This is a genomic window from Aliiroseovarius pelagivivens, from assembly GCF_900302485.1.
GTDB classification, from domain to species: domain Bacteria; phylum Pseudomonadota; class Alphaproteobacteria; order Rhodobacterales; family Rhodobacteraceae; genus Aliiroseovarius; species Aliiroseovarius pelagivivens.
In genome coordinates this window covers 2,295,101-2,322,090 of sequence record NZ_OMOI01000001.1, presented here as the reverse complement: position 1 = coordinate 2,322,090, position 26,990 = coordinate 2,295,101, and the positions used below count along the sequence as shown (strand labels likewise).

Sequence of the window (26,990 nt, the reverse complement as noted above, 5' to 3'; positions counted from 1 at the left end):
TTCTGAGGCAAGACCCGTGCCGTCAAATCAGGCGCCGATCAGTCGTATCTCGGCGGCACGGGCGTGGCCTTCCATCCCCTCCATGCGGCTAATACGGGCCGTCCGCTGCGCCAGTTCATGTGATGCTTCGGTGTTGCAACGTTGCCAGGTCACCGTCTTGGTGAATTTGTGAACCGACAGCCCGCCGGTATAGCGCGCAGCACCGCTTGTCGGCAGCACATGGTTCGGCCCCGAAGTTTTGTCGCCGAATGAGACCGTCGTTTCTTCACCTAGGAACAGGGATCCGTAGGCGCTGAGCTTGTTCAGCCACCAGTCAAGATCGTCCGCTTGAACCTGAAGATGCTCGGGTGCGTAGCGGTCAGCGATGGCGGCGGCCTCTTCCCGGGTGTCGCACAGGATAACTTCGGCCCGGTCTTCCCAGGACGTCCGGGCAGCCGAAGCGTTGGGTTCGGGCAATTCGGCGATCAACGCGTGCACCCGTTCAAGAACGCCATTCGCCAAATCGCGCTCGGTGGCGATCAGCCAAACCGGGCTATCGACACCATGTTCGGCCTGACTGACCAGATCCCAGGCCACGGTTTCGACAGAGGCGGTGTGATCGGCGATCACCAGAGAGTCTGTCGGCCCGGCGAACATGTCGATGCCAACTTCACCAAACAACATGCGCTTGGCTTCGGCGACATAGGAATTGCCTGGACCGACCAGAATATCAGCGGGTTTTCCGCCAAACAGCCCTTGCGCCATTGCGGCAATGCCTTGCACTCCACCAAGGTTCAGGATCAGATCGGCGCCAGACAGATCCATCGCATAAACAATGGCATCCGGGATGCCGCCTTCGCGCGGCGGCGAAGCGGCGGTGATATGTGGAACTCCGGCAACCTTGGCCGTGGTGATCGTCATCAAGGCACTGGCGATGTGGCTGTAGCGTCCACCAGGCACATAACACCCTGCACTGGATACGGGGATCTGCTTCTGCCCTGCAATCAGTCCCGGAATAACCTCGATCTCGCATTCCTGAATGGTTGCCTGCTGTGCTTGTGCGAAGCGTCGTATGTTGTTGTGCGCAAACTGAATGTCCGCCTTCAGATCTTCTGGCACCCGGGCGCAAGCGGCGGCGCGGTCCGCGTCGGACAGGACGATGTCACCTTCCCAACGGTCGAGGTCCTTGGCATAGCGGCGCACGGCCTCTTCGCCGTCGCGTGCGATGTTGGTCAACATTATTCTGACGATATCGCGGATATCGTTGTTTTCCGTTGCAGGACGAGGGGCAGCTTTCTTCAAGTATGTGACGGTCACAGGGGTACCTCGTTTGCAGTGGTATGGTCATGGATCGCATCCGCCAATACGTCGACAGTGTCGATAATTGGAAAGTCTTTCGGCAGATCGCGTGCGATAAGAGAAAATTCAGAACAGGCGACAAACAAGAGCGTCGCACCTTTGGTGGTAAGTTCATGGGCGGCCTCGCCGAGGGTTTGGCGTGCCTGCGCGGTCGGACCCTTTGCTTTGATCTCGCGAATGATCGAAAGCATCCGTTGGCCATCTTCGGGCCAGACGGCCTGCATACTGGCTTTGTTGAGCGCTTCGTCGAAAACCCCCGCAGATTGCACGGCCGGAGAGGCAAGAAATCCAATGCTCTGCCCGGGTTGCATACGCGACGCGGCTTTCACAACAGAAAGGTCAACCATGTTCAGAAATGGGATCGACACCGCCGAGGTCACGGCTTGCGCATAGTGATGGGCCGTATTGCAGGGCATGGCCAGTGCTGTTGCTCCTGCCGCTTCAAGGCGTTGCGCCATCGCGCCAATGCACGGACCGGGGTCCTCTCCGGTTTGTTCGATCAAATGGGCGATGCGCGACGGAACATGCGGGTTCATGTCGATCAGCAACGGCAGGTGATCAGAATCATCTGTGGCCTCGACCGTTGCCAGAACGCGCTGTTGTAACAAGATCGTCGCTTCTGGTCCCATACCGCCAAGAATGCCGACCACGCGTTTTGCTTTCGATCGGTTCATGCGGCCACCGTTTCGGCAACGTTGCCGAGGATCGAGGCAACCAAGGCGCAGTCCTCTGTCGAAAAAGTCAAAGGCAGGCGCATGTCAAACAGCGTGGCCAGTACTGCATCCGTGCGTGGCAAGTTCTGTGGCGTGACGTAACGCCAGCTGCCATGGGCCGAAGTGAAGCCTGATGGGTCTTGTCCACCGAACCACTTTAGGTCGACCCCGCGCGCGGCGGATTCAGCTAGCAGGGTCTGGCACTGTGCATCGGTGAAATCGGGTACGCGGAACTGGATCGACGACCCGACCGGCTGTTCCTGGATTGGTCGCGTGATCGGCGTGATGCCTGGGGCGCCGCGCAGGCCGCGTTCAACAATCTGGTAGCGTTCGTTCCAGCGCGTGATCGACTGATCCAGCACCGCCAGCTGCGGGCGCAGGATGGCGGCGCGCAGTGCGTCCATGCGGGCCGAGCAATTGGGCATGTCCAAACGGGCGGCGGCAAACGCCTCTGCGTCCGGACCTGCGCCGTGGCGTTCATACTGCATATAGCTGCCCGACAGGATTGTCGCCCGTGCCGCAAGGGCTGCGTCATCGGTTGTTAGCAACCCGCCCTCACCGGAATTCATATGTTTATAGGTCTGGGTCGAGAAACAGGCCATCTTGCCGAAATTGCCCGACCGCCTGCCATTCCAGCTTGCCCCCATCGTATGAGCGCAATCCTCGATCACGAGAACCTTGCGGGCGTCACAGATCTGCACAAGGCGATCCATGTCACAGAGATGCCCACGCATATGCGACAAGAGCAAAACCCGAGCCCCGCTTGCCTCGATCTTCTGCTCCAGATCGTCAAAGTCCAGTCGTAGGTCTTCGGTGATTTCCACAAGAACCGGTTTGCCACCAACAGCGGCAATCGCACCCGGGACAGGGGCCAGAGTGAAAGCATTTGTCAAAACGGGATCGCCCGCAGACACACCACAGGCGCGTAAGGCGATTTGCATGGCCTGACCACCGGATGTGACCGCCAGACAAAATCCACAACCCTGCCAATCGCGATACTCGGATTCCAGCGCTGAAACCTCTCCGATTTCGTCTTCGGTAAGATTATAGCGATGCAGCCGACCAGTCTGCAAAACGGCCACCGCGGCATCCACAGCACCGGCAGGAAGAGCTTCCTGCTGCGTGAACGAGCCTGTGAATTGAGATGCCACGGTGACCATATTCTTACAGGCTGACCCAGCGATTTGTGTTGTCGAAAGCAAAATCGTAACCGCCCAGAGCAGCCGCTCCGCCGGTGTGCAGGAACACGATCCGTTCGCCATCAAATGCGCCCTTACGGGCAAGGTCGATCAGACCAGCTGCCCCCTTGGCCGAGTAACAGGGATCCAGCAAGATGCCTTCAAGCTCGGCGAACATCCGGATCGCCTCGATGCCGCTTTCGGTGGGAAGGCCATAGCCTTCACCAACATAATCGGTGTTGGCCATGACATCCTCGCGCGACACGACGCCCGGACAGCCCAGTTTTTCCGCAGTCTTGCAGGCCAGATCAAAAACCATCTGTTCCTGCTTTTCTTGCGGCGCACGGGTGCCGATGCCCAAAACAGGAATCTGTGCATTCATTGCGCACATGCCCGTCACCAGCCCAGCTTGTGTGCCGGACGATCCGGTTGCATGAACCACGCGATCAATCTTCATTCCGGCGTCATTGGCCTGTGAGACCAGCTCGAACGCACAGTTCACATATCCAAGCGCGCCGGTCGAGTTGGACCCGCCGCCAGGAATGACATAGACTTTGTGCCCCTTGGCGCGCATCGTCTCGGCGGCGCGCTCCATCTCGGCGGGCATATCGTGGCCACCGGGGAATTTCTCGGTCGTGGCGCCGTGCAGGTGGTCCAGCAGGACGTTGCCGTTGGTGTTGTAGTTTCCATCCTGATAGCCGGTCCGATCTTCCAGCAGGATATGGCATTTCAGACCCAGCTTTGCTGCAAAGGCTGCGGTTTGACGCCCATGGTTGGTCTGCGTTGCCCCTTGGGTCATCACCATGTCAGCGCCCTGTTCCAGCGCCTCGGCCATTAAGAATTCAAGCTTGCGGGTCTTGTTGCCGCCGGTTGACATGCCGGTGCAGTCATCGCGTTTGATCCAAAGATCAACGCCCAACTCTTTGGATAGACGCTTCATCGGTTCGAGCGGTGTGGACAAGTGGGCGAGGTGGACGCGCGGGAAGCGGGACAGGTGCATTTTGAGTTCCTTGAGTGTGTGTCACGGATTTGTCTTGAGTGGCTGTTGCTTAGCTTCGCATCAGTGCGAAGCTGGGGTCGTAGGGCGACGGCGTTATGACAGTAGCCGTGACGCGATCTCCGCACAGGTCCAGATCCATGGTGCTGCCTTCCGCTGCGAACGACGGCTCGACGAAAGCATAGGCAAGGTTCATGCCCACACGATGGCCCCAGTCGCCCGAGGTGATGGTGCCGACCACCTTGTCGCCTTGCATCAACGAGGCGCCGCCATGTGCTGGGGCGTGGGTCGTGTCGATCTTAAGGGACACCAGCTTCCGGTTCGGGCCAGAGGCATGACGCTTTTGCAGGGCCTCTTTGCCGATGAAATCCGCGTCCTTGTCCAGCTTTACGAAACGATCCAGCGCAGTCTCAAACGGATCGAACTCGGTCAGCAGGTCCGCTTTCCAGTGCATGAAGCCCTTTTCCATACGCATCGAGTCAACCGCGCGGGCGCCGAACAGTTTCAGACCGTATTCTTCGCCCGCAGCCCGCAGGGTCAGATACGCGGCATAGAGCGAGGCATTCGGAACGTGGATTTCATAGGCCAATTCGCCCGAGAAGCTGACGCCCATGACGGTGGCAGGCGAGAATCCGATAAAGCACTCGCGCACCGACAGCCACGGGAAGGCATCTTTGGACCAGTCTCCGCGCGCGCAGGCGGACAGGACTTTGCGGGCATTGGGGCCCGCCAGAACAAGAATAGTCTGGTCATTGGTCAGCGATTTGATCTGAACGTCTTCGTCCGCGTTTACATGCTGGGTCAGCCAATCCATGTCGTGGAATTCGGCGGCAGCGGCCGACCCAAACCAGATACGCTCGGGCCCTCGATCGCTTTTGGGCAGGTTGGCAACGGTGGCTTCGCCTTTGACCATGCCGTGATCGTTCAGCATGTAGCCAAGACCAACCCGGCCGTCGCGTTTGGTCACGTTTCCGCAGAACATGCGGTCAAGGAAGCTGTGGCGATCCGCACCGGTGATTTCAAATCGGTTGAAGCCGTTGACCTCGCACAGGCCGACATTTTCCTGAACGTTTTTGACTTCTGCCCCAACGATGTCAAAAGCTTCGTCAAAGTTGAACGACAGTGTCGGGTGAAAGTCGGAAGTGGGCTTGATGTAGTCCATCCGCTCCCAACCGTTGACCACGGTGAATTCCGCGCCTTCGGCGGCAAGGATCGGGGTTAACGGCGTGGTTTTCGCGGGGCGACCGGCGGGGCGGTGTTCATGAGGGAAGTGGAAGCGGAACTCGTTCTGGTAATCCTCGATCGCTTTCAGCGACGTCAGCTCGACATTCGTATGGCCGGTAAAGCGGCGCGGGTCGATGCACCACGTGTCATAGCAGGCTTCCCCATGGACGATCTGTTGCGCCAGCAGCCAGCCATGACCGCCGCCTTCGCCGAGGCCCGCGCGCAATCCGATGATGCAGAATGCGTTGCGTTTGCCGGGGATCGGGCCAACCAGCGGGGCGCCGTCGATCGTATAGGTGATCGGGCCGTTGACGATGGCGCGGATACCGGTTTCTTCCAGCGCAGGCATACGTTCGAAGGCGCCGGCCAGAACGTCCATGACGCGGTCCAGATCGTCGGGGCAGAGCGCGTTTACGAAATTTGGGTCGATCCCGTCCATACCCCAAGTCTTGCAATCCTGTTCGTAGAACCCGACCAGCAAACCGCCTTTTTCCTGACGGCTGTAATAATCCGAGATCGGGCAGCGCAGCAGCGGCATGCGGTGGCCAGCCTCGGCAATGGCCGGAATGTCCTCAGTCAGAAAGTACTGGTGCTCCATCGAGGCAACGGGGTGGTGAACACCCATCATCGCACCGACTTCATTCACACGATACCCGCAGGCATTCACAACGATGTCACAGTCGATATCGCCATGTTCAGTGTGCACGGTCCACGTGTCATCCTTGTGCTGGGTTAGGGCGGTGACGGGCGTGTTGCGATAAACCTCGGCCCCGGCCTTGCGGGCGTGGAAGGCCAGCGCCTGACACAGCTGCGCAGGGTCGATGTCACCATCCAGCGGATCCCAGAGTCCCCCCAGAAGGTTGGTGGTGGAAATTAACGGGTGGCGGCGGGCACATTCTTCGGCGTCGATCACCTCGAGATCTACGCCCATGCCGCGGGCCATGGACGAGAAATGGCGGTAGCCCTGCATCTGCTCTTCGGTGTTGGCCAAACGGATTCCACCATCAGCGTGGTGATAGTTGATCGGGTAGTCCGGGTTCTCGGACAGCTTTTTATAGAGGTTGATCGAATGCGTCTTCAGCCCGACCATTGTCTGGTTTCCGCCGAAGTTTGTGACCTGTGCAGCCGAGTGCCAAGTGGTGCCGCTGGTTAGCTCGTTACGTTCGACCAGAACGACATCGCTCCAGCCTTCTTGCGTCAAGTGATAGAGGGTAGAGCAACCAGCAATGCCGCCGCCAATAACTACAACCTTGGTCCGCGATTTCATACCAGGAGCCTCCAAATTCTCGGAGCTCCATTGGATAGGACGATTGCGGAATTTCACAATCCGGTAGTAACTAATCCCATAAAATCGAAACCAATATTTGAATGCATCAGTCTCTTGTCGGCGGCGGCTTTGCCACTGGCCCAAAGCCTGGCAACTAACTAGATATGCTCAGGCCTCTGTTATCATTGCTAAAAGCAGGTTTTGAGTTTCACTTTCATCCTGTGTACAAGCTGGAATGCGGCTTCCATCAGACCAGATTTCCAAGTTGCTAGGGTTTTCAGATTTGTTCGTCTGCATCGGTTAACAACTGAAAATCATGTAGCAGCCAGGGCGTGCTGGCTGTGACCTGCTCAACGACATGACGTGACAAGAGCCGGCGGATCGTATCCGCGATCAGAGTGGCCAATTCATGGGGGTAGAACTCTGTCGTATAAAGCGAAATCGTACGTGCGAAGTTTTTCCTTGGAAATGGAAGAAGTGTTATCCGGTCGTGAAACCGTTTGGCACGTACATATTGAGACGGAGTGGTGATCGCCCAGCCGATTTCCTCAGCAATCATGCCCATTATTGACTGGTTGCTTTCCAGTTCAAACCGGTTCTCCAGCGAAACCTTGCTGCGCCGTAGGTGGGTTTCGATCAGGTTTCCGATAATCTGTTCTCGTGAATAGCGCAAAAAGGGCAATCCGGACCCGTCTTGCAGCAAATCCTCGGCGGGGGTTTTGTTCGATTTTGGCACGGCCAGAACAAACGGATCGCGCAGCAGTGGGTATTCAATCAGCCCGGGCAGGTCGTGGGGGGGGCGTGTCGCCACACCGGCATCCAGATTCTGTTTCTGAAGCAGCTCAAGAATTTCGAGACTTGGACGCGTATAATGTTTGAAGATACATTTGGGCATTGCCCTCATCAAAAACTGCATCAACTCGGGTGCGACTTCGCTTTCAAAGTCGTCTACAATTCCAAGGCGCAGATTTTGAGCTTCGATCAAATTGCCCGACGCCAGTTCTATTTCCCCTCGACGGATCAGTCGCAAACCTCCGTCAATATAGCGAAGAAATATAGTTCCAACTGGTGTAAGGACCATCGGGCGGCGTGTATGATCCAGAAGGCTGACACCAAGATCGTCCTCTAAGCGGCGCAAATGGTGTGAAACGGTGCTGATAGAAAGCCCAGTGTCAGCAGCAACTTTGCGGACAGACCCGGACTTGGCAACAAGTTGAAAAATTTCGAGGCCCCGAAGGCTCAGTTTCGTTAGTTGCATGATCGGCCTTTCGAAGTTGATTTTAGGCGAAGCTAGCAATTCGAATAATTAGAAACTACAATTTAATTATCTTGGAGAAGATCTCTTTTCAGAGATTTGCGACGAAAACTATAGTGAAGTACGCGCGTCCAACTAAATAAAATGCGCCCGCCACAAAGACGGGCCAGTCAAAAAACCAACCGGGAGAAAATCATGAAATCTAGATCCATTCGGAAAGCCGTGGCCGCTCTGGCTGCCGGAACCGCAATACTGACGGCGTCACATGCCAGTGCCGACGAAATCACCGTGGCGTATTTCCTCGAATGGCCGATGCCGTTTGAATACGCCAAGCAAATGGGCACTTATGACGAGGCGCTGGGCGTTAAGGTCAACTGGGTCAGCTTTGAATCGGGCGTGAAAATGTCCGCCGCCATGGCTTCGGGCGATGTGCATCTTTCGGTCAGCCAAGGTCTGCCGCCCTTCGTGGTTGCTACCTCGGCTGGGCAGGACCTGCAAATCCTCGACGTGGCTGTCAGCTATGCCGACAACGACAACTGCGTTGTGCGTTCGGAACTGGAAGTCGACAAGACGAATGCGGGAGAATTGGCCGGCAAAAAAGTTGCCGTGCCGCTTGGCACCGCAGCACACTATGGCTTCCTTAAGCAGATGAGCCACTTTGGCGTGGACGTTGGCAGCATGGAAGTTGTCGACATGGATCCGCCAGATGCTGCGGCTGCGATTGCCCAAGGCTCGATCGACATGTTCTGCGGCTGGGGCGGTTCGCTGCGCCGCGCGCTGGAACATGGCAACGTGCTGCTGACCGGTGACGAGAAAACCGAACTGGGCATTTTGGTGTTTGACGTGACCTCGGGCCCGGCGGGCTGGGTTGCCGAGAATGGCGATCTGGTGTCGAAATTCCTTAAGGTGACCGCGGACGCCAACGCCATGTGGGCGGACGAAGCCAACCGCGCTGAGATGCTGCCGGTGATCGCCAAGGATGCGGGTATGGACGAAGACGCCACTATGGCGACCATCTCGACCTTTAGCTTCCCGACCGTGGAAGACCAGCTGAGCGAAGCTTGGCTCGGAGGCAATGCCCAGACCTTTATGAAAGGCGTGGCCGACGTGTTTGTAGAGGCGAAAAGCATCGACAGTGCGCTCGGAAGCTATGACGGTGCCGTCAATACCGGCCCGCTGGCAGCCGCTGGTGGAATGTAAGACATAACTATTGCGCGGCCCGGGATCATCCGGGCCGCTGCGCATCTTCGCAGCCGTTCTTCCATCCTATCTCGTGGCCTCTCGGGGCGCACACCAAAAGGAGCGATGAGCAGTCAGTGCAAAGCAATTTTCAATCAGGAAAGGCAGGCCATGTCGGGACTGTCCATCGAAAACGTCTCAATGCGTTTCGACCTGCCCAACGGCAGCTCGGTGCAGGCATTGAAAGACGTATCACTACACCTCAACGAGGGCGAGCTGTTGAGCGTGCTTGGCCCATCGGGCTGTGGCAAGACTACGCTTCTTAATATCGTGGCCGGGTTTCTGGCCCCCACCGAAGGCGCGGTGGTGATGAACGGCCATACCTGCATCGGGCCCGATGCCGAACGCGGCATGGTGTTCCAGCAGGGCGCGCTGTTTGAATGGATGGATGTGCGCGAGAATGTCAGCTTCGGCCCACGTATGAAGGGCCAGAAAGAGGCGCAGTGGGGTGAGCATGTCGATCATCTGCTTGATGTCACCGGCTTGGGGGACTTCAAGGACAAAGCGATCTACGAATTGTCAGGCGGCATGCAACAACGTGTCGCCTTGGCGCGCTGTCTCGCCAATGACCCCGATGTCATCTTGATGGATGAACCTTTGGGCGCACTTGACGCGCTGACCCGCGAAAAGATGCAAGGCCTGGTTTTGAAGCTCTGGAAAGAGACCGGCAAGACCATCATCCTGATCACCCACTCGGTGGAAGAAGCGCTGCTTCTGGGTGAAAGGTTGCTGGTTATGGCCCCCCGTCCGGGGCGCATCCACAAGGAATACCGGCTACCCTTTGCCGATATGGGCGTCGGCGCCGACCTGCGCGAAGTCAAGAAACACCCTGAGTATGGCCCAACCCGCGAGGAGATCCTCGAAATGATCTGGGACATGGAAGAGGAAATCATGGGACGCACGGAGGACAACCAATGACCGGCATCATCATTCTTCTCGTCTATGTCGCGATCTTTGTAGGGTCGTTCTTTTTCATCAAGTTTGTCGTGCGACGCGCACGGGCGGACTACACATCACTTAAAACCGTCACCTTTGGCGATGAAAGCGCGGTCGTCTCGAACCGGTGGGCCAGCGTCATTTCGGTGGTCACGATCTTTCTGATCTGGGGTGCCTTTACCGGCTCACAATGGGTGCCTGGTTTCTTGCAGGCGCCGTCACCGTTTGTTGGCGAAACCACGTTTGACTACACGCTTGATGATGGCAACGGCAATCGCGATGACGCCACCGTCTTTGTCCAGGTATTCAATTTCGGCGACGACGTGGTGAAATTCCAGGTCGAACCTGGCGACGGGTTCGCAAAGGACGATGCCGTGGCCATGACCGCGTCGCGTACTCAAACGGTTTTGTTCGACCAAAATGACGAGGCCAAGCGCAAAGAAGGCGCATCGGTTGTTGCCATCGAAGGCGAACCGATTTCCGCAGGCATGGTTGTCACCAACGACAAGGGCCGCTTTGCCCTTACCGACAAGGGTGCGATCAGTTTCACGCCGCCTAAGGGCCTGCAGATGGACCCGGTATATCTTCCCCCGCCCGAGGCGGTGTTAGACCGAGTTGTCGAGATTGGCAGCGAAGGCTATCGCGGCAGCACGCTTGCCGTGCATCTTGGCTATTCGCTTTTCCGAGTCATTGCAGGCTTCGTTGCTGGGGCGCTGGTTGGCATCCCACTGGGCTATGCGATGGGTCTTAATGGCTGGTTCCGCGGCTGGTTCGACCCGATTGTCGAATTCATGCGGCCGGTGCCGCCACTGGCGTTGATCCCACTGATCATCATCTGGTTTGGTATCGGCGAGACGGGCAAGATCATCCTATTGTTCCTGGCCGCGCTCTGGATCATGGCCATTGCCGCACGCTCCGGCGTATCGGGTGTGAATATCTCCAAGGTGCACGCCGCCTATTCGCTGGGTGCTAGTAAATGGCAGATCATGCGTCATGTGATTGTGCCCAACTCGCTGCCCGAGATTTTCACCGGCGCCCGCGTGGCGATGGGGGTCTGTTGGGGCACGGTTGTGGCCGCCGAACTTGTGGCCGCATCCGAGGGTGCGGGGATGATGATCATGGTCGCTTCCAAATTCACCCTGACCGACATCGTTTTGATGGGGATTATCCTGATTGGCGTGATCGGCTTTGGTATCGATATCCTGATGCGCAAGGCCGAGAGCATCCTGGTGCCGTGGAAAGGCAAACACTAAAGGCTTTCCACCACCCCTGAAAACTGAAGCGCGCCGGCCTCACAGGCCCGGCGCGCTTCTTTATTGTCTGACTGGCTGACATCGACAGTCCTTGGTCGTTCTTCTGTCACCAGCATCTCACTTTACAGCTTTCAACCAAACTCCACGAATCTGAGCTTTTGCCTTGGCCGCCTTGGGTTCGTTCTCGTGAAATCTGCATCCATGGTATATTTCGATCTGAACGCTCGTTAATGTATCGTTCCACACGAATTGATTGAGAACGCCAATGGACAAACTCTCTGTCATGAACGCCTTCCGCCGCATCGTCGAGCGCGGCAGCTTTGCGCGTGCCGCGGAGGATCTCGGGGTCTCGCCCGCGCTTTTGAGCCGCGAGGTTAAGTTGCTTGAGGAAAGCTTGGGTGCCGTATTGCTCACCCGCACGACACGTTCGATGTCTCTGACCGATGCAGGACAGCTTTACTACGACGAAGCAAGCGGCATCCTTGATGCCGTGTCCCAGATCGAGACGCGCATTCGTGACGGCGCCGGAGCAGTTCGCGGTCATCTTAAAGTGAATGCCTCCAGCTCTTTCGGGCAGACGGTTATCGCACCGATCCTGCCGGAATTTCTCGACGCTTATCCTGACCTGCGATTAACGCTGTCGATGGATGACCGGGTGGTCGACATGGTGGAAGGTGGTTTCGATGTCTCGATCCGTATCCGTACAGCCATGCCGGATTCTGCGCTTGTGGCACGCAAGCTGGGGGTCGTACGGCAACAGATTTTTGCCGCGCCGGCCTACTTGGATCGGGTTGGCATTCCGCAGTCGCCGCAGGACGTTCTGAACCACCGTGTGATTGGCTTCCTGTTGGCAGATCACCTTACTGGCTGGACCCTTCACGGTCCGTCTGAAACGGTGACTTTGGATCTCGATCCAACCATCCGGGTCGGCAACAGCCTTGTCTTGCGCGATCTGCTGATTTCGGGCCAAGGCATCGGCACCTTGCCGGAATTCGTTTCAAAGGATGCGGTCGCGCGCGGCGAACTGGTCTGCGTTCTTCCCGATTGGGAGCTGCCCGCGCCCGAGATCTTTGCTGTGACGGCTTCGCGACTTGGGATGGACGCGAAAGTGACGGCGTTTCTCGATCATTTGAGCTTGGCGCTGCAACCCTGACATTCTTCAACAGGCGTAAAGAATGAAGTGAAAGCGCGCCGGTTATTCCCGGCGGCCTCATCCCCCATCCTCTCAGGCAACGAAACCCAATGCCTTGAGAGGTTCCCATGACCCGTGTTCTTGTTCTTTATTATTCCAGCTACGGACATGTCCGTGCGCTTGCCGAAGCCGAAGCCGAAGGCGCGCGCTCTGTGCCCGGTACACACGTCGATCTGCGGCGCGTTCCTGAAACCGTGCCTGCTGAAGTCCGGCAAAACGCCGGATTCGCTCTGGATGATACCCCTGTGGCCAGTCCCGCCGACCTAGAGGCCTATGATGCTGTCATTTTCGGCACCCCGACACTTTTCGGCATGATGGCCGGTCAAATGAAGTGCTTTCTGGATCAGGCCGGTGGGCTTTGGGCGCGGAATGCGCTGGTCGGCAAGGTCGGGGCCGTGTTCGCCTCTACTGGGTCTCAGCATGGCGGACACGAAGCGACACTTCTGTCCACTCAAATCCCGCTGCAGCATTTCGGCATGGTGATCGCCGGAATGCCTTACACCTTTGCCGGTCAGACCACGGGCGAGGAAATCGTAGGCGGCGCACCTTATGGCGCTGGCACAATCGCTGGTGCGGACGGATCTCGCACACCATCCGAGACCGATCTTGCGGGCGCGCGGTTCCAAGGCGCACATGTCGCCCGGATTGCGGCAAGCCTTGCGGGTACCAATTGGCAAGAGGAGGCCGCGTGATGGCCTCTCTTACCATCGTCTTTTTCCATGACGTCGTGTGCTGCTGGTGTTTCAACATCTCATCGCGCATGCGCGATCTGGCAGACGAGTTCGATCTCGACATTCGTCACCGGACTTTCGTCCTTCAAGCCAGCCGTGCCGAAATGGCCTCGCGGTGGGGGACACCCGAAGATGCCCGCAACACGATCCTTGGCCACTGGGCGGTCTGCCGTCAGGCCAGCGACCGGCCCGGGCTGGTCGATATCGATGCGATGCGCGCCGCGCGTTTCGACTACCCCCACGGGATGATCGCCGCGCTTGGCTGCAAAGCCGCCGAACGGATTGGCGGACAGGCCGCGCACTGGGACATGTTCGACCGTCTGCAACGCGCGCATCTCAGCGAAGCTCGCAACGTTGCCGACCGCATGACCGTGCTGGCCGTAGCACAGGATCTTGGCCTTGAAGCTGCTGCTTTTGCCAGTGCCTTGGACGACCCAATGACCGCTCAGGCAGTCGAGGCTGACCGGCAATGGGCCCGGAAGCTTCAGGTCCGCTCGATCCCCACACTCATTGTCCGGCAGACAGGCGCGCGCCTCGTCAACGGACCGCGCGAGGATTTGGCTGCTCAACTGCGCGCAGCCCTCCGACGTGTCGCCTGAAAGGACACCCACATGCTTTTGCCCCGGCTTTCTTTACGCACCCGACGCGATCGCCGCAGATCACGCAATTTCACCCATGACCTCTCGACGCATATGCGGCGGGATATCGGACTTGATTCCTGCCACATACCACCCCGGCTACCCGTTCACCTGCTCTGGTGATCCCCGAACGAAGGATAAGATGATGTCACGCAACAGCGATATTATTCTGACGGCACTTGCTCCGGCGATCTGGGGCAGCACTTACCTTGTTACGACCGAAGCCTTGCCCGCGGGTTATCCAGTGACAATCGCAGCGCTGCGGGCGCTGCCTGCAGGCCTTCTTCTGCTCGCGCTCACTCGCTGCTTGCCACCGCGCGCATGGCTAGGCCGCACTTTCCTGCTGGGCAGTTTCAACTTCGCCCTTTTTTGGGTTCTTTTGTTTGTCGCCGCTTACCGGCTTCCCGGTGGGGTCGCGGCGACGCTTGGATCGTTGCAAGCGATGATGGTCATTCTTATGGCGCGCGGTTGGCTTGGCACGCCGATCAAGGCAGGCGCTGTCGTTGCGGCGACTATGGGTATCCTCGGCGTCGGGTTGTTGTTGATCGGGCCGGAAGCCAATCTTGATCCCATAGGAATTGCCGCCGGTCTGGGCGGTGCGGCTTCCATGGCGGCGGGCACGGTGCTTAGCCGCAAATGGCAACCACCAGTCTCGGCCCTTAGCTTCACCGCATGGCAGCTGACCGCCGGAGGGCTGATCTTGTTGCCGCTTGCCCTGATTGTCGAGCCACCCTTGCCGCCGCTGTCAGCGACCAATTTCGCCGGGCTGATCTGGCTGAGCCTTATCGGTGCTGCCGCAACCTATGCGCTTTGGTTCCGGGGTGTCGCGCGGATCGAACCCGGTGCGGTTTCCATGCTTGGCATGATGAGCCCCGTGACAGCGGTTCTGCTGGGCTGGGTGGTGCTTGGGCAATCTCTCTCACCCTTGCAGGCCCTCGGCGCGGTCATTGTCCTCGTCTCAGTGTGGGCTGGGCAGCGCGCGAACCGACCCAGCATTAAAGCTGCAACCGCAGGGCACATGACACCACGCGCACGAAACGCCTGACCACCTCACAAGAAAGGATCGATGCAATGCCCAATTCAACTCTCACACCCGACCTTGCGCGCAAGGCGCGGTTCGCCGGAATGCTCTATCTTGTGATCATCATCACAGGCCTTGGTGCGGAACTTGGCTTGCGCGCGCCTTTGATCGATCTCGGGAATGCTGATGCCACAGCTAACGCGATCCTGGCCGCACCGGGGCAGTTTCGTCTGGCCATCGCCGCCGACCTTGTGATGGCGCTTAGTGATGCGGGGCTGGCCATTCTGCTCTATCTGATCTTCCGGGCAAAAGCGCCGGGCCTTGCGCTATCGGCCATGGTTTTCCGCCTGATCCAGACCGTATTGATTGCCGCCAGCCTTTTGAGCCTGCTGACTGGCTGGCTGGTTTTGTCGCGTGCTGATGCCCTCTCTGATGCGCCGACGCTTGCGCTGGTGTTCTTCGACTTGCATGCACATGGCTATGATCTTGGCCTCGTGTTCTTTGGCGTGAACAGCCTGATCATGGGGCTTCTGGTCTGGAGGTCAGGCCTCTTTGCACGGGTATTCGGCGCGGGACTTGCGCTTGCCGGGCTGGTCTATCTTGCTGGCAGTGCTTTGCGTTTCTTTGCACCCGAGCTGACCTTGGTATTCGCGCCTGCCTACGGATTGACGATCCTTGCCGAGACGGCATTTTGCCTAAGGTTGCTTGTTCAAAGACGTGCCAACGCGGCTGAGACCGGGGCACATGTTTCCGCCGCATGATGAAAGAAAGGAGAAGTTCAATGGCTCAACGAGGTTTCACTGTCCGCGCCCTTGGCGACACCGTGTTTTTCCGGATCGCCGAAGTCTTCTTGGGCCAGCGCTAAGATACCTTTCAGCATCACAAGACGCGGTTGCCGGTATGCGCGCCAACTTCCTTGCGAACTTTGCTGTGCCAGCGGCGCAGCTGCGCATTGGTCAGTTCGGAGACGAGGAAGGGCCCTAGCATCTCCAAGAGCTTGGTGTCGTGCTTTGGCTTCTCGCCACTCGGGGCATCGTGGACCTGCTCCTGCGGGGTGTCTTGCGGCTGCGGCCCCACGATCACCTTGAACAACGGCCCGTAGATGAGGTGAGGTTATAGAACTTCCGAGGAACCTTCGTGAAAGTGGAACATGTTAGTCGGAAAAAAGCACTCTACTCAGCTGCTTAGCCGCATTTTGGATCAAATCCACCTGAGATACCAATAGGTCGATAGACAACCTTTGGGTTGGGCCGTGCATAGCGATTGATGCGACAAACCGACCATTGGCATCTGTGACCGGGACCGCCAAAGCGATCATTCCGTCTAGGAACTCTTCGCTGTCCAGAGAGTACTTCTGTTTACGAATATCGGCCAATTCCTCTAACAACGTGTCCGCAGAAATGTGCGTTTGCCCCGTCATGGCACTAAGGTTCAAATTCTCGACCAGGCTTTGCTGTTGTCTTGCGGGCAGGCTTGCCAAGAAACACTTGCCGCTCGCGGTGCAATGAAATGGCACATTCGTTCCGATGGGCAACTGAATGCGGAAGGCCCAATCGGTTTCGACCCGGTCAAGGTATCGCATGCCGTCATCCTCTGGGACAACGTAGTTGACGGTTTCCCCCACACTGTTTGCGAGATCCTTGAGAATCTGACGTCTAACTATGTGGTCTCTTGAATTGTGCAGAAGCCCTGATCCAAGTTCGCGTAGCCGCCTTGCAACTTGATACTTTTTCGAGCTCCCAATCCGCGCAATGAAGCCGTTTTGTTCAAGTGTCGCACACAGACGATGCACAGTTTGTTTGGGCAAGCCGAGCACATCATTAATTTCTGTGGCGGTCATAGGCTGATCACTTCGCCCTAACACCTCAAGAATATGCAGCGTCCGAAGGTTTGTCGGAAGCCGATCTGACGCAGCCATAGCAGGCCCTCCAAAAAAGAATATTGCGTTTATTCCGAATCATCGTAGGCTCTTTCGTTACGAAAAACGAGACTAAAAGTCTCATTTTTTGATAATTTGGAGGATAAATGGAGTTTGACTTCATCGTTGTCGGGGCAGGGTCCGCTGGATGCGCACTTGCCAACCGTCTTTCCGAAAGCGGAAAGTACTCGGTCGCGCTGCTTGAGGCGGGGCCGAAAGACAGCAATCCATGGATCCATATTCCGGTTGGGTATTTCCGCACGATGGACAATCCGCGCAGCGATTGGCGCTACAATACTCAAGCAGATCCGGGAATCGCAGGACGCTCCATTCCTTGGCCGCGCGGTCGTGTCTTGGGGGGATCAAGCTCGATCAATGGATTGCTCTACGTTCGCGGCCAACCAGAGGACTACAATGGCTGGGCACAGATGGGCTGCTCGGGCTGGGGCTGGGATGACGTCTTGCCCTTCTTCAAGCGCTCTGAAAGCTGGGAAGGTGAAGACAGCACGGGCTTGCGTGGCAAATCCGGACCGCTTTCTGTTCAGCATTCGAGATTGAAACGAGACATCGTTGATACGTGGCTGGATGCTGCTGTCGCGGCAGGTTACCCGCGCAACCCAGACTACAATGGCGAAGACCAAGAAGGCGTCGGGCATTTCCAACTGACGATGAAGGGCGGCCGGCGCTGTTCGTCTGCTGCCGCGTATCTGACGCCCTACCGTGACCGGAAGAATTTGCATGTCATCACCGATATCCAAACTGAAAAGGTCCTGATCAAAGACGCGCGTGCAGTTGGTGTGCGCGCCCGTCAGAATGGAAAGATGCAAGAGCTTAAAGCGCGGCGCGAGGTGATCCTCAGCGCTGGTGCAATTGGGTCGCCACAGATCCTGATGCTTTCAGGCATTGGCGATGCTGACGAACTGAAGTCACTCGGGATTGAGGTGAAAGTCGACCTTAAGGGAGTGGGCAAGAACCTGCAGGACCACTTGCAGGCGCGCCCTGTTTTTAAGACAAATCTCAGCACGATCAACACCGAGACAAGCAATATCTTCAAGCAAGCCATGATCGGCATCCAATATTTGCTGACGCAGCGCGGTCCGATGACTATGGCAGCCAGCCTCGGCACCGGGTTTCTGAAAACAGAAGACCACCTTGCGACGCCCGATATTCAGTTTCACATTCAGCCTTGGAGCGCAGACAAGCCCGCCGACGGGCCACACAAGTTCTCGGCCTTTACAGCTTCAGTCTTGCAGCTGCGCCCTGAAAGTGCGGGTCATCTGACGCTGACCTCGGACAACATGGATGACCATCCGGAAATCCATCCGAATTACCTGTCGACCGAAACAGATTGCAGGACAATCGTGAAGGGCATTCAGATCGCGCGTAAAATTGCGCAGACCGAACCGCTTAGATCACATGTCACCGAAGAGCACGCGCCGGGCGCGCACGTTGCGTTTGACGATGAAGAGGCGACCTTGGATTGGGCGCGTCGTTCATCTGTGACGATCTATCATCCAACCGGAACCTGTAAGATGGGCGTCGACCCGATGGCAGTTCTGGACCCTGACCTTCGGGTCAAAGGGGTACAGGGCCTGCGCGTGGCCGATGCCTCGATCATGCCGCAGATCGTCAGCGGCAACACCAATGCACCAGCCATAATGATTGGAGAGAAAGCCAGTGACCTTGTTCTGAGGGATGCGAGCTTATGAGCAATTCAATCAAGAAACTAAGACCTTTTGGCATGCGGATGCACGCATCAGCTTTGCCAACCGACAACTGCCAGGATCATGCCTTCGCCTTTGGCAGCAATGAAAACAAACGTGAAGGCAATACAACTAGGGAGGAACAGCAATGTTCAAACTAAAACATGTAGCAGTCAGCGCTGCAGCATTGGCACTTTCCGTGTCCGCTGCGATGGCTGAAAAAGTGCTGCGCATTCAATCGGTTCTGCCGAACACAGCTGACGAAGTCTTTATGCTGAACGAATTTGGTAAAGACGTCGCCGCATTGACCAACGGGTCGCTGACCATCGAGGTTTTACCAGCAGGTGCCGTCGTCGGTCCGCGTGACATCATGGACGCGGTTGACGCCGGTCTTGTTGAAGGTGGCTTTGCCTGGACGCATTATTGGGGCGGCAAGCATGTTGCAGCCAACCTCTTTGGTGCACCGGTCGCGGGTGCTGGTGTTGGCCTCGACAACATCGCGTTCCTGAGCTGGTTCCAATATGGCGGAGGCCGTGAGCTGTACGACCGCCTTTGGGATGAAATGGGCGTGAACGTTAAAGCCTTCATGCTGCAGCCAGTTGGCCCCGAAGCTCTGGGTTGGTTCCCGAAGCCAATCGAGTCTATGGATGACTTCCGCCAGATGCGTTTCCGCGCACCTCCCGGAATGGTTGGTGCAGCCTATGCTGACATCGGCGTTCCTGCCGTTGCCATGGGTGGCGGTGACATCCTGCCAGCACTGGAAAAAGGCACGATCGATGCGGCTGAATGGTGCTGCCCGAAGCCTGACTCTGTCTTTGGTTTCCAGAAAGTGCTCAAGCACTACTACCTGCAGGGTCTGCACCAGGTTGTTGTGAACGCCGACATGTATGTGAACGGCGATTTCTATGACTCGCTCACTGATCTTGAAAAGAAAGCTCTGGAAGTTGCGGCAAACGCCTCGCTGTCCAAGTCCATGTCCTACCGCATCTATGAAAACGGTAAGGCGCTGAAGGATCTGACCGACAACCACGGTGTTATCCTTGAGGACACTCCAGCCGACTACTTCACCGAGTACATGGCGGCTGCCAAGAACGCGCTGCAAGCCGCTGCGGATGAAAACGAGTTCTTCGCAGAAGTTTGGCAGTCTCAGAAGGATTTCGCGGACATCGCGGTTCCATTCTGGGCCGGCGCACAAGCTTCGAACGCAAGCTTGGGTAAAGCTCACGCCGACACGCTGAAGTAACACCAGCCTTTTGTGCGGGGCCTCTGTGGCCCCGCGCTTCATTTTCGACAAGGGCCACGGCCTTTTTCAAAAATGAAGACCCAAAATGGGCATCGACAACAAGGGAGAGCGGGAATGGCCGCAGATGAGGTTAACCCCGAAGAGCTCGAAATAGCTGACGAGCTTATCGCGGAACGACGGGCCGAAGCGCCCGGCGAAACGCCTGAGGATATGACGCCGTGGCAGCGCCCGATCACGGCTGCAATTGACGTGATCAACTACCGCGCAGGTCAACTCATCGCGCTGTTGATGGTGCCGTTGATTGTCGTGGTGGTGTTCGAGGTCTTCTCGCGCAACTCATTCGCGATCCTGCAAAACGCAGGCTTTGCCGATTTTGCGCGCTCGATTGGACTTGGCCCTACGCTTTGGGTCTATGACACCAGTCGTATGATCGCAGGTGTGCTCTTTATGGCAGGCGCAGGGTACGGCCTGATGCGCGGCGTGCACATCCGTGCAGATTTCCTTTACCGCAACTGGTCCGACAAGACGCAGGCCACAGTCGATGCGACGCTATATCTGTGCTTCTTTATGCCTTCGATGATCTTCTTCACCGTGGTCGCCTCTGAATTCTGGTGGCTTGCATTTTCAAGAGGCGAAACCATGCAAATCGACAGCGCGTGGGGGCCGCTTTTGTGGCCAGCGCGTATCGCGATGCCGATCGGTGGCTTCCTTCTGATGCTGCAAGGCATACCAGAAATTTTCCGCGCCTTTCACAAGATGGGGAAAGAGCGTGAACGTTGGTTTGTTCGTGCATTGCCCATCTATCTGATCGCGCTGATCTGGCTTGTCTTGGCAGTGTTCCAGCCAGATTTGGTTCCAGGTGGTGAGTGGTTCTCGGACGTGATGGCGGCGCGTCCCAATCTGTCAAAACCCACTATCGGTTTGATCATGCTTGGTGCGATGCTTTTCGTAATCTTCATCGGTTTTCCGATCTCGTTTACGCTTATCTTTTTGGCCTTCGTGTTTGGCATCTGGGGCGCCAATTTCAAACTGACGACCCTGCTTCTGACGCTGAACACAAACTCAACAATGCTGAACGACCAGTTGATGGCTGTTCCGCTGTTCGTGCTGATGGGGATCGTCATGGAGGCCGCCGGTCTGATGGAACGCTTGTTCGCGTCCATCCAGATGATCATGGCGCGCGTGCGCGGTGCGCTGTTCATCGCGGTGTTGATCGTCTCGACAATCTTCGCTGCAGCAACCGGGATCGTAGGCGCATCTGTGACGCTTCTGGGCATCATGGCGGGCGCCACGATGAGCCGGTCTGGTTATAACGTCCAGCTGGCCGCAGGTACGATTACCGCAGGGGGCACATTGGGCATTCTGATCCCGCCCTCGATCATGTTGATCGTGATGGGGCCGGTTCTGGAAGTGTCCACGCTGGACCTTTTCCGTGGAGCATTCATCCCCGGCGCGCTTTTGGCGACGCTCTATCTGCTCTACACGCTCGGGCGGTGCTGGCTGAACCCAGAGCTCGGCCCGATCTTGGCGGAAGAAGATCAGCCAGATACGTCGAACTTCTATGGCGCTGAAGTGGCCTTGATCTGCTTGGGTGTCCTGACTGTGTGTCGTGTGTTTGGCCTGAGCATCGGCGGAGCCTTTGGCGGGATCATTCCGTTCGGCGGGTTGATCGTCTTGGTCGCGACACTGTTCGTCGCCTATCAGGCCTATCGGAAACTGAGCATCCTGCGGATCGTTCTGCCGATCGCGGTGCTGTTTCACATCTACATGATCTTTGCGAACATGGGTGACGGTGGCGGCTTGCCAATCTGGTCGACAGTGTTGGCGGCCTTCATCCTTCTTTTGGCATTCCTCGCGCGCCCAATTTACAACCCAGAGGCCGAAGGCAGCTTCTATTTCTCGGACCTGTGGGACGAGTTCTTCGCCGGGCTGATGCCCCCCACTATCCTGATTTCCTTCGCTCTGGGCTCAATCTTGCTTGGCCTTGCAACACCTGCAGAGGCCGCAGCGATGGGTGCCTTTGGTGCGATCTTGCTATCCATCGGGTATCGCAAGTTCACGATCCCAAGTTTCTTCGACAGCCTGATCAAAGCGCTAGAGATCACTGTACTGATCATGTTCCTCGTCGCAGCCTCCAACTTTTTTGGGGCGGAATTCAGCGCACTTGGAACGCCCAAGATGATGACCGAGCTTCTGCTTGGACTGGATATGTCTCCGTATCTGATTTTGCTTTTGGTCATGGCCTTGATCTTCCTATTGGGCTGGCCGTTGGAGTGGGTTCCTATCGTGTTGATCGTAGTTCCTATCCTACTGCCCACCGTGGAAGCTTTGGATGTCCATGGCTTGGAACGCTACGACATGATGGTCTGGTTCGGCATTCTGGTTGCGGTGAACCTGCAAACCGCTTGGTTATCACCACCTGTCGCACTTTCGGCCTACTTCCTTAAGGGCGTCGTACCCAACTGGGATCTCAAGGACATCTACCTTGGCATGATGCAGTTCATGCTGGTCCAGCTCTTGGGCCTGATCCTTCTGTTCATCTTCCCTCAGCTGGTGCTTTGGCTGCCAGCGGCAATGTCAGGAAACTAGACCATGAGTGAGCAACGTAGTTCTCTTTCCTATCTGAAATGGCCACTGATCACGACTGTCATCGGCTTGGGTTTGACCGGTTGGTTAGGGTGGGCGACTGAAGGCAATATGTCCGGAGTCCTGTCTTTCCTAATGGTTGGAACGGTGCTGGCGGCGCTTGAGATTGCCCTGTCTTTCGACAACGCAATCGTTAACGCCAATAAGCTGGAAGAGATGACACCGGTGTGGCGGCAACGCTTTCTGACCTGGGGTATCCTTATTGCGGTCTTCGGAATGCGGATTGTCTTTCCGCTGGCCATCGTTGCCATTTTCGCATGGATCAATCCGTTTGCAGCCATGCATTTGGCGCTTGCCGATCCTGACGAGTATTCGCGGATCATCGGTCATGCTCATGGGCCAATTTCGGCCTTTGGCGGCACCTTCCTGATGATGGTGGCACTGAAGTTCTTCATTGACGAAGACAAGTCGATTGACTGGATTGAGATGCTCGAAAAACGTCTGCGCGTTTGGGGATCGATCCGCGGCTTCGAGATCGCATTGGTTCTGGTGATCGTGTTGCTGATTTCGCGGTCCTTACCCGGACCTGAGGTCGCACCGTTCCTGACTTCAGCTGTCATGGGCTTGCTGGTATTCACCATGGTGGACGGGCTTGGGACCTATTTGGACAACGTGGCAGGTTCGACCGCTGCGATCGGAGCTAAAGGCGGTCTGGGGGCTTTTCTATATCTCGAAGTGCTCGATGCCAGTTTTTCTTTTGACGGCGTGATTGGTGCCTTTGCACTGACGACCAACATCCTTCTGATTGCGATCGGCTTGGGCATTGGCGCGATGTATGTGCGTTCGATGACAATCATGTTGGTCGAGCGGGGCACGTTGGCCGAATTCCGTTACTTGGAGCACGGCGCGTTCTACTCGATCTTTGCTCTGTCTGTCGTGATGTTCCTACAATCCCTCGTACACGTTCACGAACTCATAACCGGTGGTATCGGCATGGCGTTGATCGCCTTGGCCTTCTACGCCTCCATTATTCACAACAAGCGCGAAGCATAGTCTCTCGCTAGCCAACAGGACCTCCAGTTATGACACGTGAATACTTGAAAAAGGCAATCCTCACTTCTCGCTCGGACGAAGGCGAGACGGCAAAGACCGTCAGACAGATCCTCTCAGATATTGAAATCGGCGGCGAGGCTTCAGCGCTGGAGTATGCAAAGAAGTTCGACAAATACGACGGGAACGTGCGGCTTACCCCCGACGAAATCGAAGAGGCAAGCGCGCTGGTTCCGCAGAAACTAAAAGATGACATACTATTCGCGCATGACAATGTGCGACGGTTTGCGGAAGTGCAAAAGGCGACGGTTGCAGATGTGGAATACGAGATCAATCCGGGCTTGATTGCTGGCCAAAAGGCAATTCCGGTCACGGCCGCTGGATGCTACGTCCCTGCTGGTCGCTATCGCCACATCGCCAGTGCGATCATGACCGTAACAACCGCCAAGGTCGCTGGCTGCGAGCACATTACTGTCTGTTCGGCACCTCAACCCGGCGTAGGTCTGTATCCCGCAATCGTATATGCGGCCCACGCGTGCGGGGCTGACAAGATTATGGCAATCGGGGGGGTGCAGGGCATTGCCTCTATGGCGTTTGGTTTGTTCGAGCAACCCAAGGCCAACATCATCGTCGGACCGGGAAACCAGTTCGTTGCCGAGGCCAAACGCACCCTTTATGGGCGTGTTGGCATCGACATGATCGCGGGCCCGACAGACAGCCTGATCCTTGCAGACAAGGGGGCTGACCCACACATCGTCGCGACCGATCTCGTGAGCCAAGCAGAGCATGGGTATAATTCTCCAGTGTGGCTGGTGACGGATCATCGGCCTTTGGCTGAAGATGTGCTGGCTCGGGTGCCGGGGTTGATCGCGGACCTGCCTGAATTGAACCGGGAAAACGCCGAGGCCGCATGGCGCGACTATGCAGAGGTGATGGTGTGCTCGGATCGCGAGGAAATGGCGGCCACGTCCGACGAGTATGCGCCGGAGCATCTGACCGTTCAGGCCGATGACTTGGATTGGTGGTTGGGGCGGTTGCGCTGCTACGGATCGCTGTTCTTGGGTGAAGAGACAACTGTTTCCTATGGCGACAAAGCAGCAGGAACCAACCACGTTCTACCCACGTCAGGTGCGGCGAGCTACACGGGTGGCTTGAGCGTGCACAAATACATGAAGATCGTCACATGGCAGCGCGCCACCCGCGAAGGGTCGAAAGCGGTCGCCGAAGCAACGGCCCGTATTTCACGTCTTGAGGGCATGGAAGGGCACGCACGAGCGGCGGACGTCCGTTTGGAGAAATACTTCCCCGACGAAACCTTCGATTTGACCGCAAATGGATGATCCGCGATCTCTATTTGACCTGACGGGTAAGGTCGCCTGCATCACCGGGGCCAGTTCTGGTCTTGGTCGGCGGGCGGCGATTGCTTTGTCTGCGGCAGGTGCGCGAGTCGTATCCGTTGCGCGGCGTAAAGATGCGCTTCAAAGCCTGACCGCCGAGATCGGGGGAGATGCTGCCTGTGTGGCGGCGGACGTCGCGGACCGGGAAAACCTTGGTTCCCTGTGTGGCGCTATATCAGCACCGTTTGGATCGCCAGATATCTTGATCCATGCGGCTGGGGTGAACACGCGTCAGCCAGCGGATGAGGTTACACCTGAAGGATGGGATCAGACGTTGGCCCTGAACCTCTCGACCCCGTTTTTTCTAAGCCAAGCGCTCGTTCCGGCGATGAAGAAGAAAAGCTGGGGCCGCATCGTGAATTTTGCATCTTTGCAGACCACACGTGCCTTTCCTGGCGGCATTGCCTATGGCGCGAGCAAAGCGGGGGTCGGCCAATTGACCCGCGCGACGGCCGAAGCTTGGTCGCCCTATGGCATCACCGCCAATGCAATAGGTCCGGGGTTCTTCCCGACCGAACTGACACAGGCGATTTTCGATGATGATGACCGTGCAAATCGCAACGCCGCCCAGACCTGTATCGGGCGCAATGGGCGGCTTGAGGATTTGGACGGTCCGCTTCTCTTCCTGTGCTCGGACGCGTCATCCTTTGTGACGGGGCAGGTCCTGATGGTAGACGGAGGGTTCACAGCGAAATGAAAGCTCTGGTTTGCGAAGGTATTGAAACGCTCGGGTATCGCGATGTCCCCAAGGCTGAAGCGAGAGAGGGTGAACACCTGATCCGCATCATGGCGTCGGGGATTTGCGGCTCCGACATGCATGCCTATCTGGGGCATGATGACCGGCGACCGGCGCCGCTGATCCTTGGGCACGAAGCTGCAGGCATCATCGAAGGCGGCCCGCAAGACGGCCGCCGCGTGACCATCAATCCGCTTGTGACCTGCGGAACCTGCGCGGCTTGTGTCGCTGGGCGCGAGAACCTTTGCGGGGACCGCCAGATTATCTCGATGCCGCCGCGCGAAGGGGCGTTTGCACAATACGTGGCGATGCCGGACAGCAATCTTGTGACCGTCCCGGACACCGTACCTTTGTCCAAGGCCGCGTTGGCCGAGCCGCTTGCAGTGAGCTGGCACGCAGCGCGTTTGGCGCTGGACGCGATACATCCAAAGATGAAGCGTACGGCGCTTGTCATCGGTGGTGGAGCGATCGGATTGGCAGCGGCGCTTGCGCTGCGCGCCATGGGCGTGGATGACATCACGATCGTCGAACCGAATGAAAAGCGCCGCGTGTTCCTTGCCGAGCGTTGCGATCAAACCGTGATGGACAATGCCACCAAACATGCCTCAATTGTTATCGATGCGGTCGGATATGCCGCCACACGCGCCCTTGCGTCCGCAATCGCAGTTCCCGGCGGAGTGATCGCGCATGTAGGATTGGGGGAAGACACCGACGGCCTCGATATCCGACGAATGACACTGCAAGAGATCACGTTCATCGGAACCTACACCTACACGTCGCAAGACTTCCGCGACGCAGCTCATGCCATATTTGATGGGCGCTTAGGAATGCTTGACTGGATTGAAAAACGCGGGCTGTCTGACGGGGCAGAAGCCTTTCGCGATCTGCGCAGTGGCGCGGTCGCCTCGCCTAAAATCGTGCTCGATCCATGGTCATAACGTGATGAGCCTGAAAGGACTAAACCATGTATAAAAAGATACTCGTACCGATGGCCCTTGATCATGGGATTTCCCAGCACACGCTGGAAATTGCCCGCGCACTTTGTGCGTCTGGGGGTCAGATCACGGCCCTACATGTGTATGAAGTGCCCAAGGGATCGGTCAGCACTTACATCGGTGAAGACACCGTGCGCCGTGGATATGAACGTGCCAACGAGATCCTTCAGGAAAAGGTGGCCGGGCTTGACGATGTGAATGCGCAGATCACGCGCGGACAAGCACATCGGGCCATAATCGAATATGCTGTGACCCATGATTTCGACTGCATCGTGATCGGATCACACAAACCCGGTCTTACCGACTACCTTATTGGGTCCACAGCCGCGCGGGTGGTGCGTCACGCCCCTTGTGCGGTGCACGTGCACCGAGACAGCTAG

Annotated in this window: 25 protein-coding genes; 17 read left to right on the top strand and 8 right to left on the bottom strand. The window is 57.2% G+C overall.

The window, feature by feature from the left end; all coding sequences use genetic code 11:
• Positions 1 to 27: 27 nt before the first annotated feature.
• The 6 genes from hisD (ALP8811_RS11190) to ALP8811_RS11165 form a co-directional block, all read right to left on the bottom strand.
• The gene (hisD, locus tag ALP8811_RS11190; RefSeq protein WP_108857184.1) at positions 28 to 1,296 is read right to left on the bottom strand and encodes a histidinol dehydrogenase; all 1,269 of its coding nucleotides are present in this window, start codon (positions 1,294 to 1,296) and stop codon (positions 28 to 30) included.
• Positions 1,293 to 2,012: a cysteate racemase gene (cuyB, locus tag ALP8811_RS11185; protein WP_108857183.1), complete on the bottom strand. Its 720-nt coding sequence runs from the start codon at positions 2,010 to 2,012 to the stop codon at positions 1,293 to 1,295. Before cuyB ends, hisD (ALP8811_RS11190) begins: the two co-directional genes overlap by 4 nt.
• On the bottom strand, positions 2,009 to 3,202 hold the full coding sequence (locus ALP8811_RS11180) for a DegT/DnrJ/EryC1/StrS family aminotransferase (RefSeq protein WP_219928726.1): 1,194 nt from the start codon (positions 3,200 to 3,202) through the stop codon (positions 2,009 to 2,011). The genes cuyB and ALP8811_RS11180 overlap by 4 nt, the downstream gene beginning before the upstream one ends.
• 13 nt (positions 3,203 to 3,215) lie before the next feature.
• Positions 3,216 to 4,229: a D-cysteate sulfo-lyase gene (cuyA, locus tag ALP8811_RS11175; RefSeq protein ID WP_108857181.1), complete on the bottom strand. Its 1,014-nt coding sequence runs from the start codon at positions 4,227 to 4,229 to the stop codon at positions 3,216 to 3,218.
• Between the two features lie 49 nt (positions 4,230 to 4,278).
• The gene (locus tag ALP8811_RS11170) at positions 4,279 to 6,717 is read right to left on the bottom strand and encodes a GcvT family protein (protein ID WP_108857180.1); all 2,439 of its coding nucleotides are present in this window, start codon (positions 6,715 to 6,717) and stop codon (positions 4,279 to 4,281) included.
• A gap of 277 nt (positions 6,718 to 6,994) precedes the next feature.
• On the bottom strand, positions 6,995 to 8,014 hold the full coding sequence (locus tag ALP8811_RS11165; RefSeq protein ID WP_245924623.1) for a LysR family transcriptional regulator: 1,020 nt from the start codon (positions 8,012 to 8,014) through the stop codon (positions 6,995 to 6,997).
• Between the two features lie 153 nt (positions 8,015 to 8,167).
• Here ALP8811_RS11165 and ALP8811_RS11160 point away from each other — a divergent pair, with 153 nt between their 5' ends.
• The 8 genes from ALP8811_RS11160 to ALP8811_RS11125 all read left to right on the top strand — a co-directional run bounded on the left by ALP8811_RS11160 (position 8,168) and on the right by ALP8811_RS11125 (position 15,743).
• Positions 8,168 to 9,172 carry a taurine ABC transporter substrate-binding protein gene (locus ALP8811_RS11160; RefSeq protein ID WP_108857178.1) on the top strand — a complete coding sequence of 335 codons (1,005 nt, stop codon included), beginning with the start codon at positions 8,168 to 8,170 and terminating at the stop codon, positions 9,170 to 9,172.
• A gap of 150 nt (positions 9,173 to 9,322) precedes the next feature.
• Positions 9,323 to 10,129, top strand: a complete 807-nt coding sequence (locus ALP8811_RS11155; protein ID WP_108857518.1) for an ABC transporter ATP-binding protein — start codon at positions 9,323 to 9,325, stop codon at positions 10,127 to 10,129.
• 5 nt (positions 10,130 to 10,134) lie between these two features.
• Positions 10,135 to 11,400, top strand: a complete 1,266-nt coding sequence (locus tag ALP8811_RS11150) for an ABC transporter permease (RefSeq protein ID WP_108857517.1) — start codon at positions 10,135 to 10,137, stop codon at positions 11,398 to 11,400.
• 265 nt (positions 11,401 to 11,665) lie between these two features.
• On the top strand, positions 11,666 to 12,553 hold the full coding sequence (locus ALP8811_RS11145; RefSeq protein ID WP_108857177.1) for a LysR family transcriptional regulator: 888 nt from the start codon (positions 11,666 to 11,668) through the stop codon (positions 12,551 to 12,553).
• 107 nt (positions 12,554 to 12,660) lie between these two features.
• Positions 12,661 to 13,284, top strand: a complete 624-nt coding sequence (wrbA, locus tag ALP8811_RS11140) for an NAD(P)H:quinone oxidoreductase (RefSeq protein ID WP_108857176.1) — start codon at positions 12,661 to 12,663, stop codon at positions 13,282 to 13,284.
• Complete coding sequence (locus ALP8811_RS11135) at positions 13,284 to 13,922, top strand: DsbA family oxidoreductase (RefSeq protein ID WP_108857175.1); 639 nt, start codon at positions 13,284 to 13,286, stop codon at positions 13,920 to 13,922. Before wrbA ends, ALP8811_RS11135 begins: the two co-directional genes overlap by 1 nt.
• Before the next feature lie 184 nt (positions 13,923 to 14,106).
• On the top strand, positions 14,107 to 15,006 hold the full coding sequence (locus tag ALP8811_RS11130; RefSeq protein ID WP_108857174.1) for an EamA family transporter: 900 nt from the start codon (positions 14,107 to 14,109) through the stop codon (positions 15,004 to 15,006).
• 26 nt (positions 15,007 to 15,032) lie between these two features.
• Positions 15,033 to 15,743: a DUF4386 domain-containing protein gene (locus ALP8811_RS11125; RefSeq protein ID WP_108857173.1), complete on the top strand. Its 711-nt coding sequence runs from the start codon at positions 15,033 to 15,035 to the stop codon at positions 15,741 to 15,743.
• Positions 15,744 to 15,861: 118 nt separating this feature from the next.
• On the opposite strand, the gene ALP8811_RS11120 is transcribed toward ALP8811_RS11125, so the two are convergent.
• Both ALP8811_RS11120 and ALP8811_RS11115 read right to left on the bottom strand, forming a co-directional pair.
• Positions 15,862 to 16,074: a hypothetical protein gene (locus ALP8811_RS11120; RefSeq protein ID WP_108857172.1), complete on the bottom strand. Its 213-nt coding sequence runs from the start codon at positions 16,072 to 16,074 to the stop codon at positions 15,862 to 15,864.
• A gap of 61 nt (positions 16,075 to 16,135) precedes the next feature.
• A complete protein-coding gene (locus ALP8811_RS11115) occupies positions 16,136 to 16,900 on the bottom strand; it encodes an IclR family transcriptional regulator (RefSeq protein ID WP_108857171.1) in 765 nt (254 codons plus the stop codon).
• A 107-nt stretch (positions 16,901 to 17,007) separates the two neighbouring features.
• Here ALP8811_RS11115 and ALP8811_RS11110 point away from each other — a divergent pair, with 107 nt between their 5' ends.
• The 9 genes from ALP8811_RS11110 (at position 17,008) to ALP8811_RS11075 (ending at position 26,990) form a co-directional block, all read left to right on the top strand.
• A complete protein-coding gene (locus ALP8811_RS11110) occupies positions 17,008 to 18,609 on the top strand; it encodes a GMC family oxidoreductase (protein WP_108857170.1) in 1,602 nt (533 codons plus the stop codon).
• Positions 18,606 to 18,764, top strand: a complete 159-nt coding sequence (locus ALP8811_RS16365; protein WP_181363741.1) for a hypothetical protein — start codon at positions 18,606 to 18,608, stop codon at positions 18,762 to 18,764. Before ALP8811_RS11110 ends, ALP8811_RS16365 begins: the two co-directional genes overlap by 4 nt.
• The gene (locus ALP8811_RS11105) at positions 18,752 to 19,846 is read left to right on the top strand and encodes a TRAP transporter substrate-binding protein (RefSeq protein ID WP_108857169.1); all 1,095 of its coding nucleotides are present in this window, start codon (positions 18,752 to 18,754) and stop codon (positions 19,844 to 19,846) included. The genes ALP8811_RS16365 and ALP8811_RS11105 overlap by 13 nt, the downstream gene beginning before the upstream one ends.
• A gap of 114 nt (positions 19,847 to 19,960) precedes the next feature.
• A complete protein-coding gene (locus ALP8811_RS11100) occupies positions 19,961 to 22,435 on the top strand; it encodes a TRAP transporter large permease subunit (protein ID WP_108857168.1) in 2,475 nt (824 codons plus the stop codon).
• A gap of 3 nt (positions 22,436 to 22,438) precedes the next feature.
• A complete protein-coding gene (locus ALP8811_RS11095; RefSeq protein WP_108857167.1) occupies positions 22,439 to 23,485 on the top strand; it encodes a DUF475 domain-containing protein in 1,047 nt (348 codons plus the stop codon).
• Positions 23,486 to 23,514: 29 nt separating this feature from the next.
• The gene (gene hisD / locus ALP8811_RS11090) at positions 23,515 to 24,822 is read left to right on the top strand and encodes a histidinol dehydrogenase (RefSeq protein WP_108857166.1); all 1,308 of its coding nucleotides are present in this window, start codon (positions 23,515 to 23,517) and stop codon (positions 24,820 to 24,822) included.
• Positions 24,815 to 25,576: an SDR family NAD(P)-dependent oxidoreductase gene (locus ALP8811_RS11085; RefSeq protein WP_108857165.1), complete on the top strand. Its 762-nt coding sequence runs from the start codon at positions 24,815 to 24,817 to the stop codon at positions 25,574 to 25,576. The genes hisD (ALP8811_RS11090) and ALP8811_RS11085 overlap by 8 nt, the downstream gene beginning before the upstream one ends.
• Positions 25,573 to 26,553 carry an alcohol dehydrogenase catalytic domain-containing protein gene (locus tag ALP8811_RS11080; protein ID WP_108857164.1) on the top strand — a complete coding sequence of 327 codons (981 nt, stop codon included), beginning with the start codon at positions 25,573 to 25,575 and terminating at the stop codon, positions 26,551 to 26,553. The genes ALP8811_RS11085 and ALP8811_RS11080 overlap by 4 nt, the downstream gene beginning before the upstream one ends.
• 26 nt (positions 26,554 to 26,579) lie before the next feature.
• On the top strand, positions 26,580 to 26,990 hold the full coding sequence (locus tag ALP8811_RS11075) for a universal stress protein (protein ID WP_108857163.1): 411 nt from the start codon (positions 26,580 to 26,582) through the stop codon (positions 26,988 to 26,990).

What these genes read in the sequence shown, in the direction of transcription:
- cuyB (WP_108857183.1), bottom strand. Translation starts at nt 2,012, where the DNA reads ATGAACCGATCGAAAGCAAAACGCGTGGTCGGCATTCTTGGCGGTATG.
- cuyA (WP_108857181.1), bottom strand. Translation starts at nt 4,229, where the DNA reads ATGCACCTGTCCCGCTTCCCGCGCGTCCACCTCGCCCACTTGTCCACA.
- ALP8811_RS11170 (WP_108857180.1), bottom strand. Translation starts at nt 6,717, where the DNA reads ATGAAATCGCGGACCAAGGTTGTAGTTATTGGCGGCGGCATTGCTGGT.
- ALP8811_RS11160 (WP_108857178.1), top strand. Translation starts at nt 8,168, where the DNA reads ATGAAATCTAGATCCATTCGGAAAGCCGTGGCCGCTCTGGCTGCCGGA.
- ALP8811_RS11155 (WP_108857518.1), top strand. Translation starts at nt 9,323, where the DNA reads ATGTCGGGACTGTCCATCGAAAACGTCTCAATGCGTTTCGACCTGCCC.
- ALP8811_RS11145 (WP_108857177.1), top strand. Translation starts at nt 11,666, where the DNA reads ATGGACAAACTCTCTGTCATGAACGCCTTCCGCCGCATCGTCGAGCGC.
- wrbA (WP_108857176.1), top strand. Translation starts at nt 12,661, where the DNA reads ATGACCCGTGTTCTTGTTCTTTATTATTCCAGCTACGGACATGTCCGT.
- ALP8811_RS11135 (WP_108857175.1), top strand. Translation starts at nt 13,284, where the DNA reads ATGGCCTCTCTTACCATCGTCTTTTTCCATGACGTCGTGTGCTGCTGG.
- ALP8811_RS11130 (WP_108857174.1), top strand. Translation starts at nt 14,107, where the DNA reads ATGTCACGCAACAGCGATATTATTCTGACGGCACTTGCTCCGGCGATC.
- ALP8811_RS11125 (WP_108857173.1), top strand. Translation starts at nt 15,033, where the DNA reads ATGCCCAATTCAACTCTCACACCCGACCTTGCGCGCAAGGCGCGGTTC.
- ALP8811_RS11115 (WP_108857171.1), bottom strand. Translation starts at nt 16,900, where the DNA reads ATGGCTGCGTCAGATCGGCTTCCGACAAACCTTCGGACGCTGCATATT.
- ALP8811_RS11110 (WP_108857170.1), top strand. Translation starts at nt 17,008, where the DNA reads ATGGAGTTTGACTTCATCGTTGTCGGGGCAGGGTCCGCTGGATGCGCA.
- ALP8811_RS16365 (WP_181363741.1), top strand. Translation starts at nt 18,606, where the DNA reads ATGAGCAATTCAATCAAGAAACTAAGACCTTTTGGCATGCGGATGCAC.
- ALP8811_RS11105 (WP_108857169.1), top strand. Translation starts at nt 18,752, where the DNA reads ATGTTCAAACTAAAACATGTAGCAGTCAGCGCTGCAGCATTGGCACTT.
- ALP8811_RS11100 (WP_108857168.1), top strand. Translation starts at nt 19,961, where the DNA reads ATGGCCGCAGATGAGGTTAACCCCGAAGAGCTCGAAATAGCTGACGAG.
- ALP8811_RS11095 (WP_108857167.1), top strand. Translation starts at nt 22,439, where the DNA reads ATGAGTGAGCAACGTAGTTCTCTTTCCTATCTGAAATGGCCACTGATC.
- hisD (WP_108857166.1), top strand. Translation starts at nt 23,515, where the DNA reads ATGACACGTGAATACTTGAAAAAGGCAATCCTCACTTCTCGCTCGGAC.
- ALP8811_RS11085 (WP_108857165.1), top strand. Translation starts at nt 24,815, where the DNA reads ATGGATGATCCGCGATCTCTATTTGACCTGACGGGTAAGGTCGCCTGC.
- ALP8811_RS11080 (WP_108857164.1), top strand. Translation starts at nt 25,573, where the DNA reads ATGAAAGCTCTGGTTTGCGAAGGTATTGAAACGCTCGGGTATCGCGAT.
- ALP8811_RS11075 (WP_108857163.1), top strand. Translation starts at nt 26,580, where the DNA reads ATGTATAAAAAGATACTCGTACCGATGGCCCTTGATCATGGGATTTCC.